The following is a 14,573-nucleotide window of genomic DNA, read 5'->3' as shown; positions in this document are numbered from 1 at the left end:
ATGCCAACGTGAATATGTAAGCGCTACCACTGATTGGGCATGCTGTTGCTTAGCAGCCTGTTAATATTTTGAGTTTATCATACTCTGCCTAAGCGCACTGTCTGCGGTTGCGCTACCCCTCTGTCGTGTTATCATCAGGGCAGACCGGTTACATCCCCCTAACAAGTAAACCTGTCATTTTTCCGCTGCAGGCATGCTGTCGGTAGCGTGAATTATCCAGGGCACGTTAAAAGAGAAACACTATCATGACGGATAAATTGACCTCCCTTCGTCAGTTCACCACTGTCGTAGCTGACACCGGAGATATCGCGGCAATGAAGCTGTACCAGCCGCAGGATGCCACAACTAACCCTTCTCTGATCCTTAACGCCGCACAGATCCCTGAGTATCGCAAACTGATTGACGAGGCTGTGACCTGGGCGAAAGCACAGAGCAATGACCGTGCGCAGCAGGTTGTGGATGCTACCGATAAACTGGCAGTGAACATCGGTCTGGAAATCCTGAAGCTGGTTCCGGGCCGTATCTCTACCGAAGTGGATGCACGTCTCTCCTACGACACCGAAGCGTCAATCGCGAAAGCAAAACGCCTGATCAAACTGTACAACGACGCGGGCATTAGCAACGACCGTATCCTGATCAAACTGGCGTCGACCTGGCAGGGCATTCGCGCTGCCGAGCAGCTGGAAAAAGAAGGCATCAACTGTAACCTGACCCTGCTGTTCTCCTTCGCGCAGGCGCGTGCATGTGCGGAAGCAGGCGTGTACCTCATTTCTCCGTTCGTGGGCCGTATTCTGGACTGGTACAAAGCCAACACCGACAAGAAAGAGTACGCGGCGTCTGAAGATCCAGGCGTGATTTCCGTGACTGAAATCTACGAATACTACAAACAGCATGGCTATGAGACCGTGGTTATGGGTGCAAGCTTCCGTAACGTGGGCGAAATCATTGAGCTGGCTGGCTGTGACCGTCTGACCATCGCCCCTGCGCTGCTGAAAGAGCTGGCAGAAAGCGAAGGTGCTATCGAGCGTAAGCTGTCTTACACCGGCGAAGTGAAGGCGCGCCCGGAGCGCATCACCGAATCCGAGTTCCTGTGGCAGCACAACCAGGATCCAATGGCTGTAGACAAACTGGCGGACGGTATCCGTAAGTTTGCTATCGACCAGGAAAAACTGGAAAAAATGATCGGCGACCTGCTGTAATCATTCTGCGTGACCGGGCTCCCGGTCACGCGTCTTCTTCTGTCCTCTGTCTGAATTTTCCCTCTGCGTGTATCATTCCCTTTAATCAGTACTTTTTGAATGGAATGGATATGAATACCTTACGCATCGGCTTAGTGTCGATTTCTGACCGCGCCTCCAGCGGCGTTTACCAGGATAAAGGCATCCCTGCTCTGGAAGAGTGGCTGGCAAGCGCGCTGACCACCCCGTTTGAGATCCAGACTCGCCTTATCCCCGACGAACAGTCGATCATTGAGCAGACCCTGTGTGAGCTGGTGGATGAGATGAGCTGTCACCTTGTGCTCACCACGGGTGGAACCGGCCCCGCGCGTCGTGATGTGACGCCGGACGCGACGCTGGCTATCGCCGACCGTGAAATGCCGGGCTTCGGCGAACAGATGCGCCAGATCAGTCTACACTTTGTCCCGACGGCAATCCTTTCCCGCCAGGTGGGGGTGATCCGCAAACAGGCGCTGATACTGAACCTGCCGGGGCAGCCAAAGTCGATCAAAGAGACGCTGGAAGGATTAAAAGCCGAGGACGGTCGCGTCATCGTGCACGGCATATTTGCAAGTGTACCGTATTGTATACAGTTGCTTGACGGGCCGTACGTGGAAACTGACGACAAAGTGGTAGCAGCATTTCGTCCTAAAAGCGCACGCCGCGAGACAATCTCCTGAAATTTACTAAAATGTGACATTAGCGCCAGCCGCAGTAGCGTGTAAATGGATTTACGATATAGTAATTTTTTCTTTACGATTGCTGTAAAAAATAATCCACAACACATGCACAATGGTTCGCTATGTCACATAACACCCGACCTCTGAATCGACAGGACTACAAAACGCTTACGCTCGCCGCCTTAGGTGGCGCGCTGGAGTTTTACGACTTCATCATCTTTGTCTTCTTCGCCGCCGTGGTGGGGGCGCTCTTCTTCCCGGCGGATATTCCAGAATGGCTGCGTCAGGTGCAAACCTTCGGCATCTTTGCTGCCGGGTATCTGGCACGTCCGCTGGGCGGCATCGTCATGGCCCACTTTGGCGATCTTGTCGGGCGTAAGAAGATGTTTACCCTGAGCATCCTGCTGATGGCGGTACCGACGCTGGCCATCGGCCTGCTGCCCACCTATGCCTCCATGGGCATTCTCGCCCCGCTATTGCTGCTGCTGATGCGCATTCTTCAGGGCGCGGCCATCGGCGGGGAAGTGCCGGGGGCCTGGGTGTTTGTGGCGGAGCACGTTCCTACCCGCCGCATCGGGATCGCCTGCGGAACGTTAACGGCGGGGCTGACCGTCGGGATCCTGTTGGGGTCGGTGGTGGCGACGATAGTCAACACCAGCATGACGCAGCAGGCCGTGCACGACTGGGGCTGGCGTATTCCGTTCCTGCTGGGCGGGGCGTTTGGCCTGGTGGCAATGTACCTGCGCCGCTGGCTGCAGGAGACGCCGATTTTCCTCGAAATGCAGCAGCGTAAAGCGCTGGCGCAGGAGTTGCCGGTCAAAGCTGTTGTGGTGCGTCATAAAAAAGCGGTGGTGGTGTCGATGCTGCTCACCTGGCTGCTGTCGGCGGGCATCGTGGTGGTGATTTTGATGTCGCCGGTGTGGCTGCAGAAACAGTACGGTTTCGCCCCTGCCGTGACCTTACAGGCAAACAGTATTGCGACAATTATGCTCTGCTTTGGCTGTCTGGCCGCCGGACTGGCGGCGGATCGTTTGGGTGCCAGCCTGACCTTTATTGTCGGCAGCCTGCTGCTGGCCGCGTCGAGCTGGGCGTTTTACCATCTTGCGGGCAGCCATCCTGAACAGCTGTTCCTGCTGTACGGCGTGGTCGGACTGTGCGTGGGCGTCGTGGGGGCTGTGCCTTACGTCATGGTGCGCGCCTTCCCGCCGGAGGTTCGCTTCACCGGGATATCGTTCTCTTATAACGTCGCGTATGCCATTTTCGGCGGGCTGACGCCGATAGTGGTCACGGTGATGATGGGGGTGTCGCCGATGGCGCCTGCCTGGTATGTACTCGCGCTCTCGCTGATGGGGCTGGGATTAGGCGTTTGGCTTCGTCAGGCGGGGGAATATCGTGCCCGCGAGGCGGGCACGACAGAGGGATCAGTGTTTTTCACCAATAGGTAAAATGGTGCGGTCAAACTGTTCGTTCAGCACTTCACCCATTGCCAGGTAGATAGCGCTTGCGCCGCAGACCAGGCCAATCCAGCCTGCTACGTGAACGATGCCTTCGTTATCCGCCAGGTGGCCAATTGCCAGCAGAGCGAACAGTACGGTCAGGCTCAGGAAGACGAACTGCAGCGCGCGGTTGCCTTTCAGGGTGCCGAAGAACATGAACAGGGTAAAGACGCCCCACAGGCCCAGATAGACGCCCAGGAAGTGGGCGTTTGCCGCGTCTGCCAGGCCCATTTTAGGCATCAGCAGGATGGCGACCAGGGTCAGCCAGAACGAGCCGTAAGAGGTGAAGGCGGTTAAGCCGAAGGTGTTGCCTTTCTTATATTCCAGCAGGCCCGCGAAGATTTGCGCGATACCGCCGTAAAAAATGCCCATCGCCAGGATTACGCCGTCCATCGGGAACATCCCGATGTTGTGCAGGTTCAGCAGAATGGTGGTCATGCCAAAACCCATCAGGCCCAGCGGAGCCGGATTAGCCAACTTAGTGTTGCCCATAAGTCCTCAAAAAAATCATCATTAAAATGGTGAAATGGTTAAACCCGCGTCAATACTCCCTGACGGGGCGCGGCATCATAATGGGCGGCATCGACGCCGTCTATGATCTCATCAGGGTGAAATTAAAATTTTTTTTATGCTTGCCCCTTGATGGATGCCGTCGCGACCCCATCTTGTAGTCAACCGCAGTGTGTGGACCTGAAAAAAATCAAATCTGGGCAGTTGAAAAAGCACGTTCTGCCCTTATTACAGGTACACAACCACATGTTGACTGAATTTTTAGTGGAGACGTTTAGATGGGTAAAATTATTGGTATCGACCTGGGTACTACCAACTCTTGTGTAGCGATTATGGACGGCACTACTGCACGCGTGCTGGAGAACGCCGAGGGCGATCGCACCACGCCTTCTATCATTGCTTATACCCAGGATGGTGAAACTCTGGTTGGTCAGCCGGCTAAACGTCAGGCAGTGACAAACCCGCAAAACACCCTGTTTGCGATCAAACGCCTGATTGGCCGCCGCTTCCAGGACGAAGAAGTTCAGCGTGACGTTTCTATCATGCCTTACAAAATCATCGCAGCAGATAACGGCGATGCGTGGCTTGACGTGAAAGGCACCAAAACGGCACCACCGCAGATCTCTGCTGAAGTGCTGAAAAAAATGAAGAAAACCGCTGAAGATTACCTGGGTGAGCCGGTAACTGAAGCTGTTATCACCGTTCCTGCTTACTTCAACGATGCTCAGCGTCAGGCAACCAAAGATGCTGGCCGTATCGCAGGTCTGGAAGTAAAACGTATCATCAACGAACCAACCGCGGCTGCACTGGCTTACGGTCTGGATAAAGAAGTCGGCAACCGTACTATCGCGGTTTACGACCTGGGTGGTGGTACCTTCGATATCTCTATTATCGAAATCGACGAAGTTGACGGCGAAAAAACCTTCGAAGTTCTGGCAACCAACGGTGATACCCACCTGGGTGGTGAAGACTTCGATACCCGTCTGATCAACTACCTCGTTGATGAGTTCAAGAAAGATCAGGGCATTGACCTGCGTAACGACCCGCTGGCGATGCAGCGCCTGAAAGAAGCCGCTGAGAAAGCGAAGATCGAACTGTCTTCTGCTCAGCAGACCGACGTGAACCTGCCGTACATCACCGCAGACGCGACCGGTCCTAAACACATGAACATCAAAGTGACCCGTGCGAAACTGGAAAGCCTGGTAGAAGACCTGGTGAACCGTTCTATCGAGCCGCTGAAAGTTGCACTGCAGGATGCTGGCCTGTCCGTATCTGACATCCAGGACGTTATCCTGGTGGGTGGTCAGACCCGTATGCCAATGGTTCAGAAGAAAGTGGCTGAATTCTTTGGTAAAGAGCCACGTAAAGACGTGAACCCGGACGAAGCGGTAGCTATCGGTGCGGCGGTTCAGGGTGGTGTATTGACCGGTGAAGTGAAAGACGTACTGCTGCTGGACGTTACCCCGCTGTCTCTGGGTATCGAAACCATGGGCGGTGTGATGACTGCGCTCATCAACAAAAACACCACCATCCCAACCAAGCACAGCCAGGTGTTCTCTACCGCTGAAGACAACCAGTCTGCGGTAACCATCCATGTGCTGCAGGGTGAGCGTAAGCGTGCGTCTGATAACAAGTCTCTGGGTCAGTTTAACCTGGACGGCATCAACCCGGCACCGCGCGGCATGCCGCAAATCGAAGTTACCTTCGACATCGATGCTGACGGTATCCTGCACGTGTCTGCGAAAGACAAAAACAGCGGTAAAGAGCAGAAGATCACCATCAAGGCATCTTCTGGCCTGAATGAAGCGGAAATCGAAAAAATGGTTCGCGATGCCGAAGCTAACGCGGAATCCGACCGTAAGTTCGAAGAGCTGGTTCAGACCCGTAACCAGGGTGACCATCTGCTGCACAGCACCCGTAAGCAGGTTGAAGAAGCGGGCGATAAACTGCCAGCGGAAGACAAAACTGCTATCGAAGCTGCACTGACCGCGCTGGAAACGTCTCTGAAAGGCGAAGATAAAGCGGATATCGAAGCGAAGATGCAGGAGTTGGCACAGGCTTCCCAGAAGCTGATGGAAATCGCTCAGCAGCAGCACGCACAGCAGCAGGCAGGCGCTGACGCTTCTGCGAACAACGCGAAAGACGACGACGTTGTCGACGCTGAGTTCGAAGAAGTTAAAGACAAAAAATAATCGCCCTGATGCAGGGTAATTAATCGGCACGGGCGTAGGAGAACTCTCCACGCCCGTGCTCGCATGTTAAGGGGCTTAAAAAAACCAATGGCAAAGCAAGACTATTACGAGATTTTAGGCGTTCCGAAAACTGCGGAAGAGCGTGAAATCAAAAAGGCGTATAAGCGCCTGGCCATGAAATTCCACCCGGACCGTAACCAGGGTGACAAAGAGGCTGAAGCAAAATTTAAAGAGATCAAAGAAGCCTACGAAGTCCTGACCGATGCACAAAAACGTGCGGCCTATGACCAGTATGGCCACGCGGCCTTTGAACAGGGCGGCATGGGCGGCGGTGGATTCGGTGGCGGCGGCTTTGGCGGCGGTGCGGATTTCAGCGACATCTTTGGCGACGTGTTCGGCGATATCTTCGGCGGCGGTCGTGGTCGTCAGCGCGCAGCGCGCGGCGCAGACCTGCGCTACAACATGGATCTCACTCTTGAAGAGGCCGTTCGTGGCGTCACGAAAGAGATCCGTATCCCGACGCTGGAAGAGTGTGACGTTTGCCACGGCAGCGGCGCGAAAGCGGGTACCCAGCCACAGACCTGTCCAACCTGTCATGGCTCCGGCCAGGTACAGATGCGCCAGGGCTTCTTCGCGGTACAGCAGGCCTGTCCGCACTGTCACGGTCGCGGTACGCTGATTAAAGATCCGTGCACCAAGTGTCACGGCCACGGTCGCGTTGAGAAAACCAAAACCCTGTCCGTTAAGATCCCGGCTGGCGTTGATACGGGCGACCGCATCCGTCTGGCGGGTGAGGGCGAAGCAGGCGAGCACGGCGCGCCGGCAGGCGATCTGTACGTTCAGGTTCAGGTGAAGCAGCACGCCATCTTCGAGCGTGAAGGCAATAACCTGTATTGTGAAGTGCCGATCAACTTCGCGATGGCGGCTCTCGGCGGTGAAATCGAAGTGCCGACGCTGGACGGTCGCGTCAATCTGAAAATCCCTGGTGAAACCCAGACCGGCAAGCTGTTCCGCATGCGCGGCAAAGGCGTGAAATCCGTTCGCGGTGGTGCGCAGGGCGACCTGCTGTGCCGCGTCGTCGTGGAAACGCCGGTTGGCCTGAACGACAAGCAGAAACAGCTGTTGAAAGAGCTTCAGGAGAGCTTTGGCGGCCCAACGGGTGAGAAAAACAGCCCGCGCTCCAAAAGCTTCTTTGATGGCGTCAAAAAATTCTTCGATGATTTGACCCGCTAATTCGTTAGCTGTGTCTAACTTCAAAAAGCCCGGAAGCGATTCCGGGCTTTTTTTTGCAGTTATAGATCGGTAAAACTGAGTCTATACCCAATATTAATCTGTTTTTGCCGAGCTATTTGGCTTGGTATTATGGTTTTATCGAGGTATCGTTGTAAAAGAGAGAACATAAATGAAATTACTACACCGTTTCTTTAGCAGTGAGGCGTCCGGTGGTGTGATCCTGATTATTGCCGCGGCCGCCGCGATGGTGCTGGCTAACCTGGGCATGACCCGCGATCTCTATCACGCATTTCTGGAAACGCCCGTCGAGCTGAAGGTCGGGGCGCTGGAAATTAACAAGAACATGCTGCTGTGGATCAACGATGCGCTAATGGCGGTGTTCTTCCTGCTCGTTGGTCTTGAGGTTAAGCGCGAGCTGGTGCTAGGTTCGCTAGCCAGCCGCCAGCGTGCGGCGTTCCCGGTTATTGCCGCGCTCGGTGGGATGGTCGTTCCAGCGCTGCTCTTTCTCGCATTTACCTGGCAGGATCCTGTCGCGCGTGACGGCTGGGCTATCCCGGCCGCAACGGATATCGCCTTTGCGCTCGGTGTCTTAGCTCTGCTCGGCAGCCGCGTGCCGGTTGCGCTGAAAATCTTCCTGATGGCGCTGGCGATCATTGATGACCTGGGCGCCATTGTGATTATCGCGCTGTTCTACACCAGCGATCTGTCGATCCTGTCCCTGAGCGTGGCCGCCGGGGCGATTGCAGTGTTGGCGGTGCTGAACATCTTCAACGTTCGCCGCATCGGTATCTATATCCTGGTGGGGATGGTGCTGTGGACGGCGGTGCTGAAATCCGGCGTGCACGCCACGCTGGCCGGCGTGATTGTGGGCTTCTTCGTGCCGCTTAAGCCGCAGGAAGGTAAGTCACCCGCTAAACAGCTGGAACACGTGCTGCACCCGTGGGTCGCCTTTATGATCCTGCCGCTGTTTGCGTTTGCCAACGCTGGCGTTTCCCTGCAGGGGGTCACGCTGGACGGGCTGACGTCTGTCCTGCCACTGGGCATTATTGCCGGGCTGTTTATCGGTAAGCCGCTGGGGATCAGCCTCTTCTGCTGGCTGGCGTTGAAGATGAAGCTGGCATCGTTGCCGAACGGTACAACCTTTAGTCAGATCATGGCCGTCGGCATACTGTGCGGTATTGGATTCACCATGTCGATCTTTATCTCGACGCTGGCGTTTGGTGCAAACGCGCCAGAGCTCATCGTCTGGGCGAAGCTCGGCATTCTCATCGGGTCATTACTGGCGGCAGTGATTGGGTATACTTTGTTGAAGGTGAAGTTGTCCGGACAGGCCGTCCAGGCATAACGGAACACCGGGAGAAGGTCACTCTTCTCCCGATACACACTCAGGGAGCGAAGACGCGATGCCTCATTTGAATTACAACCATCTTTACTACTTCTGGCACGTTTACAAACAGGGCTCGGTCGTGGGGGCGGCAGAGGCGCTTTACCTGACGCCGCAAACCATCACCGGGCAAATCAAAGCCCTTGAAGAACGGCTGCAGGGTAAGCTCTTCAAGCGCAAGGGCCGTGGGATTGAGCCCAGCGAACTGGGTGAACTGGTTTTCCGCTATGCGGACAAAATGTTTACCCTGAGCCAGGAGATGCTGGATATCGTCAACTACCGCAAAGAGTCGAACCTGCTCTTTGACGTGGGGGTGGCGGATGCACTGTCCAAACGGCTGGTAAGCGGCGTGCTGGATGCCGCTGTGGTAGAGGATGAACAAATCCATCTGCGCTGCTTTGAATCCACCCACGAGATGCTGCTGGAGCAGCTGAGCCAGCACAAGCTGGACATGATTATCTCGGATTGCCCCATCGACTCCACGCAGCAGGAGGGGCTGTTCTCGGTGAAAATTGGCGAATGCGGCGTGAGCTTCTGGTGCATCAATCCACCGCCGGAGAAACCTTTCCCGGCCTGTCTGGAAGAGCGTCGCCTGCTGGTGCCGGGAAGGCGTTCCATGCTCGGACGCAAGCTGCTGAACTGGTTTAATTCGCAGGGGCTGAACGTGGAGATCCTCGGCGAGTTCGACGATGCGGCGCTGATGAAGGCCTTTGGCGAAGCGCATAATGCGATCTTCGTGGCGCCAACGCTCTACGCGCACGATCTCTATTCAGACGATAAGATTACGGAGATTGGCAGAGTAGATAACGTGATGGAGGAGTACCACGCCATATTCGCCGAAAGGATGATTCAACACCCGGCGGTGCAGCGAATCTGCAACCGTGACTACTCGGCGCTATTTACGCCACCGGCATTCTGAAGACATAAAAAAACCCGCGTTAAGCGGGTTCTTTAAACAAGCAACAACAAGTAGCGATTAAGCCAGTTTGTTGATCTGCGCGGTCAGGTTTGCTTTATGACGCGCTGCTTTGTTTTTGTGGATCAGACCTTTAGCAGCCTGACGATCCACGATTGGTTGCATTTCGTTAAATGCGTTCTGCGCTGCAGCTTTGTCGCCAGCTTCGATTGCTGCGTATACTTTCTTGATGAAAGTACGCATCATAGAGCGACGGCTTGCGTTGTGCTTACGAGCCTTTTCAGACTGAACGGCACGTTTCTTAGCTGATTTGATATTAGCCAAGTCCAACTCCCAAATATGTTCTATGTGGACAATTCAAAGGCCGAGGAATATGCCCTCTTTGCCTTCTTTTGTCAATGGATTTGTGCAAATAAGCGCCGTTAATTAGCGACGCTACGTTACGTAGTGATGGCGCAGGATTCTACCAGCTTGTCTTTCGTGAATACAGCCTTTCGGCGTAAAAATCGCAGTTCACGGGCAGATTTTTTCGCTGTGAAAGGTCAGCCTGATGAAATCATTACGGCTTTCTGTTTTGCGCGAACAATCGCCGGTTAACCTTAACCGCTGTACAAGGTATACTTTGGCGATTTTCACTGTTTTGAGCCAGACATGAAGCTGATACGCGGCATACATAATCTCAGCAGAGCGCCACACGGGTGCGTGCTGACCATTGGTAATTTCGACGGCGTGCATCGTGGTCATCAGGCGCTGTTGCAGGGATTGCGTAAAGAAGGGGAGGCCCGTGGCCTGCCCGTTGTGGTGATGATTTTCGAGCCACAGCCGCTGGAGCTGTTCGCGGGCGATAAATCTCCCGCTCGCCTCACTCGCCTGCGCGAAAAGTTGCGCTACCTGGCGGAGTCCGGCGTGGACTACGTATTGTGTGTGCGTTTCGATCGCCGCTTTGCCGCACTGACAGCACAAAATTTTGTCAGTGACCTGCTGGTTAAGCGTCTTGGCGTTCAGTTTCTCGCCGTGGGGGATGATTTCCGCTTTGGCGCTGGTCGTCAGGGCGATTTCTTGCTATTACAGAAGGCTGGTCTGGAGTACGGTTTTGACGTCACCAGCGCGATGACCTTCTGTGAAGGCGGCGTGCGCGTCAGCAGCACGGCGGTGCGGCAGGCGCTGGCTAATGATGAACTGGAGACGGCAGAAAATTTGCTGGGCCATCCGTTCACCATCTCTGGCCGCGTGGTTCATGGCGATGCGCTGGGCCGCACGATTGGTTTCCCGACGGCGAATATACCGCTGCGTCGTCAGGTTTCCCCGGTTAAAGGGGTCTATGCGGTGGAAGTGGCAGGACTGGGCGATAAGTCGTTTTACGGCGTTGCCAACATTGGCACGCGTCCTACCGTTGCCGGTGTGCGTCAACAGCTAGAAGTGCACCTGCTGGACGTTGTAATGGACCTTTATGGTCGCCATATAGATGTAATACTGCGTAAAAAAATACGCAACGAGCAGCGATTTGCTTCGCTGGATGAACTTAAGGCGCAAATCGCGCGAGATGAATTAACGGCCCGCGAGTTTTTTGGGCTTTAGAACCGGCTTAACTGCCTACGTGATAAATACGGAACCGAGAATCTGATGAGTGACTATAAATCAACCCTGAATTTGCCGGAAACAGGGTTCCCGATGCGCGGCGATCTCGCCAAGCGTGAACCGGGAATGCTGGCGCGTTGGACCGATGATGACCTGTACGGCATCATTCGTGCAGCCAAAAAAGGCAAAAAAACCTTCATTCTGCATGATGGCCCTCCATATGCGAATGGCAGCATTCATATTGGTCACTCTGTAAACAAGATTCTGAAAGATATTATCGTGAAGTCCAAAGGACTCGCGGGATTTGACTCGCCTTATGTTCCGGGCTGGGACTGCCACGGTCTGCCGATCGAGCTGAAAGTGGAGCAAGAGTTTGGCAAGCCAGGTGAGAAGTTCACCGCTGCAGAGTTCCGCGCGAAGTGCCGCGAATACGCGGCCACTCAGGTTGAAGGCCAGCGCGCTGACTTTATCCGTCTGGGCGTGCTGGGCGACTGGTCGCACCCGTACCTGACCATGGACTTCAAAACCGAAGCCAACATCATCCGTGCGCTGGGCAAAATCATCGGTAACGGCCACCTGCATAAAGGCGCAAAGCCTGTGCACTGGTGCGTGGACTGCCGTTCTGCGCTGGCAGAAGCGGAAGTGGAATATTACGACAAAACTTCACCTTCAATCGACGTGGCCTTCGAAGCGGTCGATCAGGATGCCATTAAAGGTAAATTCGGTCTGCCTGGCGTTAGCGGCCCAATCTCTCTGGTGATCTGGACCACAACCCCGTGGACGCTGCCAGCCAACCGTGCAATCTCTCTCTCCGGCGAGTTCGAATATGCGCTGGTGCAGATTGATGGCCGCGCGGTTATCCTGGCGAAAGATCTGGTTGAAAGCGTGCTGAAACGCGCGAATATCACCGACTACACCGTGCTGGGCACCGTAAAAGGCGACGCGCTGGAGCTGATGCGCTTCAAACACCCGTTCCTGGACTTCGACGTTCCGGCAATCCTGGGCGACCACGTCACGCTGGACGCGGGTACCGGTGCGGTACATACCGCCGGTGGCCACGGTCCTGACGACTACAATATCAGCCTGAAATACGGCCTGGAAATTGCCAACCCGGTAGGCCCGGACGGGTCTTACCTGCCTGGCACCTATCCGGCGCTGGATGGAATCAACGTCTTCAAAGCCAACGACATCATCGTTGACATGCTGCGCACCAGCGGCGCGCTGCTTCACGTTGAGAAAATGCAGCACAGCTATCCGTGCTGCTGGCGCCACAAGACGCCGATCATCTTCCGTGCGACCCCGCAGTGGTTCGTCAGCATGGATCAGAAAGGCCTGCGCGAGCAGTCTCTGAAAGAGATCAAAGGCGTGCAGTGGATCCCGGACTGGGGCCAGGCGCGTATCGAATCCATGGTGGCTAACCGTCCTGACTGGTGTATCTCTCGTCAGCGTACCTGGGGCGTGCCGATGTCGCTGTTCGTGCATAAAGAGACGCATGAGCTGCACCCGAACACCCTGGAACTGATGGAAGAAGTGGCGAAGCGCGTCGAAGTTGACGGCATTCAGGCGTGGTGGGATCTCGACGCCCGTGACATCCTGGGCGCGGACGCGGACAACTATGAGAAAGTGCCAGACACCCTGGACGTGTGGTTCGACTCCGGGTCGACTCACGCCTCCGTAGTTGACGTGCGTCCGGAGTTTGCCGGTCACGCTGCCGACATGTATCTGGAAGGTTCCGACCAACACCGCGGCTGGTTCATGTCATCCCTGATGATCTCCACCGCGATGAAAGGTAAAGCGCCTTACCGTCAGGTACTGACCCACGGCTTCACCGTGGATGGTCAGGGCCGTAAGATGTCTAAATCTATCGGCAACACCGTTTCGCCGCAGGACGTGATGAACAAGCTGGGCGCGGACATCCTGCGTCTGTGGGTAGCTTCAACCGACTACACTGGCGAAATGGCGGTGTCTGACGAGATCCTGAAGCGTGCTGCCGACAGCTATCGTCGTATCCGTAACACCGCGCGCTTCCTGCTGGCGAACCTGAACGGGTTCGATCCAGTGAAAGATATGGTGAAACCGGAAGAGATGGTCGTGCTGGACCGCTGGGCGGTAGGCTGCGCGAAAGCGGCGCAGGAAGACATCGTTAAGGCATATGAGTCTTACGACTTCCACGAAGTGGTGCAGCGCCTGATGCGCTTCTGCTCCATCGAGATGGGCTCGTTCTACCTCGACATCATCAAAGATCGCCAGTACACCGCGAAAGCGGACAGCGTGGCGCGCCGTAGCTGCCAGTCCGCGCTGTTCCACATCGCAGAAGCGCTGGTGCGCTGGATGGCGCCGATCATGTCCTTCACCGCGGATGAAATCTGGGGCTATCTGCCGGGCGACCGTGAGAAGTATGTCTTCACCGGCGAGTGGTATGAAGGTCTGTTCGATCTCTCCAGCACCGAAGCAATGAACGATGCCTTCTGGGACGAGCTGCTGAAAGTGCGTGGCGAAGTGAACAAAGTGATCGAGCAGGCGCGTGCGGATAAGAAAGTCGGTGGCTCTCTGGAAGCGGCAGTGACCCTGTACGCCGAACCGGAGCTGGCGGCGAAGCTGACCGCGCTGGGCGATGAATTGCGATTTGTCCTGTTGACCTCCGGTGCAAAAGTTGCGGATTATGCCGAGGCTTCTGCAGATGCTCAGCAGAGCGAGTTGCTCAAAGGCCTGAAAGTCGCACTGAGCAAAGCCGAAGGTGAGAAGTGCCCGCGCTGCTGGCATTACACTACCGATATCGGCCAGGTGGCGGAACACGCAGACATCTGCGGACGCTGTGTAAGCAACGTCGCCGGTGACGGCGAAAAACGTAAGTTTGCCTGATGAGTAAAACTCTCTGTTCAACAGGACTGCGCTGGCTGTGGCTGGTTGTGGTGGTGCTGATTATCGATCTGGGCAGCAAATTCCTGATCCTCCAGAATTTCGCTCTGGGGGAGACGGTTTCGCTGTTCCCGTCGCTTAACCTGCACTATGCGCGCAACTACGGCGCGGCGTTTAGCTTCCTTGCCGACAGCGGTGGCTGGCAGCGCTGGTTCTTCGCGGGTATCGCTCTCGGTATCTGCGTGGTACTGGCTGTGCTGATGTACCGCTCGAAAGCCACGCAAAAGCTGAATAACATCGCCTACGCGCTGATCATTGGCGGCGCGCTGGGCAACCTGTTTGACCGCCTGTGGCACGGCTTTGTGGTCGATATGATCGACTTCTACGTCGGCGACTGGCACTTCGCGACCTTTAACCTGGCCGACACCGCCATCTGCATCGGTGCGGCGTTAATCGTGCTGGAAGGCTTCTTGCCTAAACCCGCAGCGAAAGAGCAGGCGTAATTGTC

12 protein-coding genes and 1 pseudogene are annotated in these 14,573 nt (G+C 55.5%); 11 read left to right on the top strand and 2 right to left on the bottom strand.

Translation table 11 applies throughout. From position 1 onward, the window contains the following. Positions 1–245 precede the first annotated feature (245 nt). The 3 genes from tal (at position 246) to IM265_RS06030 (ending at position 3,342) form a co-directional block, all read left to right on the top strand. Positions 246–1,199: a transaldolase gene (gene tal, locus IM265_RS06040; protein WP_003856481.1), complete on the top strand. Its 954-nt coding sequence runs from the start codon at positions 246–248 to the stop codon at positions 1,197–1,199. A 110-nt stretch (positions 1,200–1,309) separates the two neighbouring features. Further along, complete coding sequence (gene mog, locus IM265_RS06035; protein WP_193030216.1) at positions 1,310–1,897, top strand: molybdopterin adenylyltransferase; 588 nt, start codon at positions 1,310–1,312, stop codon at positions 1,895–1,897. Between the two features lie 122 nt (positions 1,898–2,019). Beyond that, entirely contained in the window at positions 2,020–3,342 is a 1,323-nt protein-coding gene (locus IM265_RS06030) for an MFS transporter (protein ID WP_193030218.1), read from the top strand. On the opposite strand, the gene satP is transcribed toward IM265_RS06030, so the two are convergent. After that, entirely contained in the window at positions 3,319–3,885 is a 567-nt protein-coding gene (gene satP / locus IM265_RS06025; RefSeq protein WP_041911269.1) for an acetate uptake transporter, read from the bottom strand. The two genes, IM265_RS06030 and satP, sit on opposite strands and share 24 nt — an antisense overlap. Before the next feature lie 296 nt (positions 3,886–4,181). Here satP and dnaK point away from each other — a divergent pair, with 296 nt between their 5' ends. The 4 genes from dnaK (at position 4,182) to nhaR (ending at position 9,631) form a co-directional block, all read left to right on the top strand. Next, entirely contained in the window at positions 4,182–6,095 is a 1,914-nt protein-coding gene (gene dnaK, locus IM265_RS06020; RefSeq protein ID WP_028015465.1) for a molecular chaperone DnaK, read from the top strand. A gap of 87 nt (positions 6,096–6,182) precedes the next feature. Continuing rightward, the gene (gene dnaJ, locus IM265_RS06015; protein WP_008502040.1) at positions 6,183–7,328 is read left to right on the top strand and encodes a molecular chaperone DnaJ; all 1,146 of its coding nucleotides are present in this window, start codon (positions 6,183–6,185) and stop codon (positions 7,326–7,328) included. Between the two features lie 169 nt (positions 7,329–7,497). After that, positions 7,498–8,673, top strand: coding sequence for a Na+/H+ antiporter NhaA (nhaA, locus tag IM265_RS06010; RefSeq protein ID WP_048960656.1), 1,176 nt, complete (start codon positions 7,498–7,500; stop codon positions 8,671–8,673). 58 nt (positions 8,674–8,731) lie between these two features. Then, positions 8,732–9,631: a transcriptional activator NhaR gene (gene nhaR, locus IM265_RS06005; protein WP_028015467.1), complete on the top strand. Its 900-nt coding sequence runs from the start codon at positions 8,732–8,734 to the stop codon at positions 9,629–9,631. 57 nt (positions 9,632–9,688) lie between these two features. On the opposite strand, the gene rpsT is transcribed toward nhaR, so the two are convergent. Then, a complete protein-coding gene (gene rpsT, locus IM265_RS06000; protein ID WP_003856458.1) occupies positions 9,689–9,952 on the bottom strand; it encodes a 30S ribosomal protein S20 in 264 nt (87 codons plus the stop codon). 101 nt (positions 9,953–10,053) lie between these two features. On the opposite strand from rpsT, the pseudogene IM265_RS21995 reads away from it, so the two are divergent. The 4 genes and pseudogenes from IM265_RS21995 (at position 10,054) to lspA (ending at position 14,568) form a co-directional block, all read left to right on the top strand. After that, a pseudogene (locus IM265_RS21995) lies at positions 10,054–10,272 on the top strand (DUF2575 domain-containing protein). Positions 10,273–10,279: 7 nt separating this feature from the next. Continuing rightward, on the top strand, positions 10,280–11,206 hold the full coding sequence (gene ribF, locus IM265_RS05995) for a bifunctional riboflavin kinase/FAD synthetase (RefSeq protein WP_028015468.1): 927 nt from the start codon (positions 10,280–10,282) through the stop codon (positions 11,204–11,206). 45 nt (positions 11,207–11,251) lie between these two features. Continuing rightward, positions 11,252–14,068, top strand: a complete 2,817-nt coding sequence (gene ileS, locus IM265_RS05990; RefSeq protein WP_048999026.1) for an isoleucine--tRNA ligase — start codon at positions 11,252–11,254, stop codon at positions 14,066–14,068. Beyond that, positions 14,068–14,568, top strand: a complete 501-nt coding sequence (gene lspA / locus IM265_RS05985; protein WP_028015470.1) for a signal peptidase II — start codon at positions 14,068–14,070, stop codon at positions 14,566–14,568. The genes ileS and lspA overlap by 1 nt, the downstream gene beginning before the upstream one ends. Positions 14,569–14,573: the final 5 nt, after the last annotated feature.

Origin of the sequence: Enterobacter cloacae complex sp. P17RS (genome assembly GCF_014895885.1) — a bacterium.
Classification (GTDB): Bacteria; Pseudomonadota; Gammaproteobacteria; order Enterobacterales; family Enterobacteriaceae; genus Enterobacter; species Enterobacter bugandensis.
Note: the sequence above shows the minus strand (reverse complement) of the source record. Positions and strands in the feature narration are given on the sequence as shown.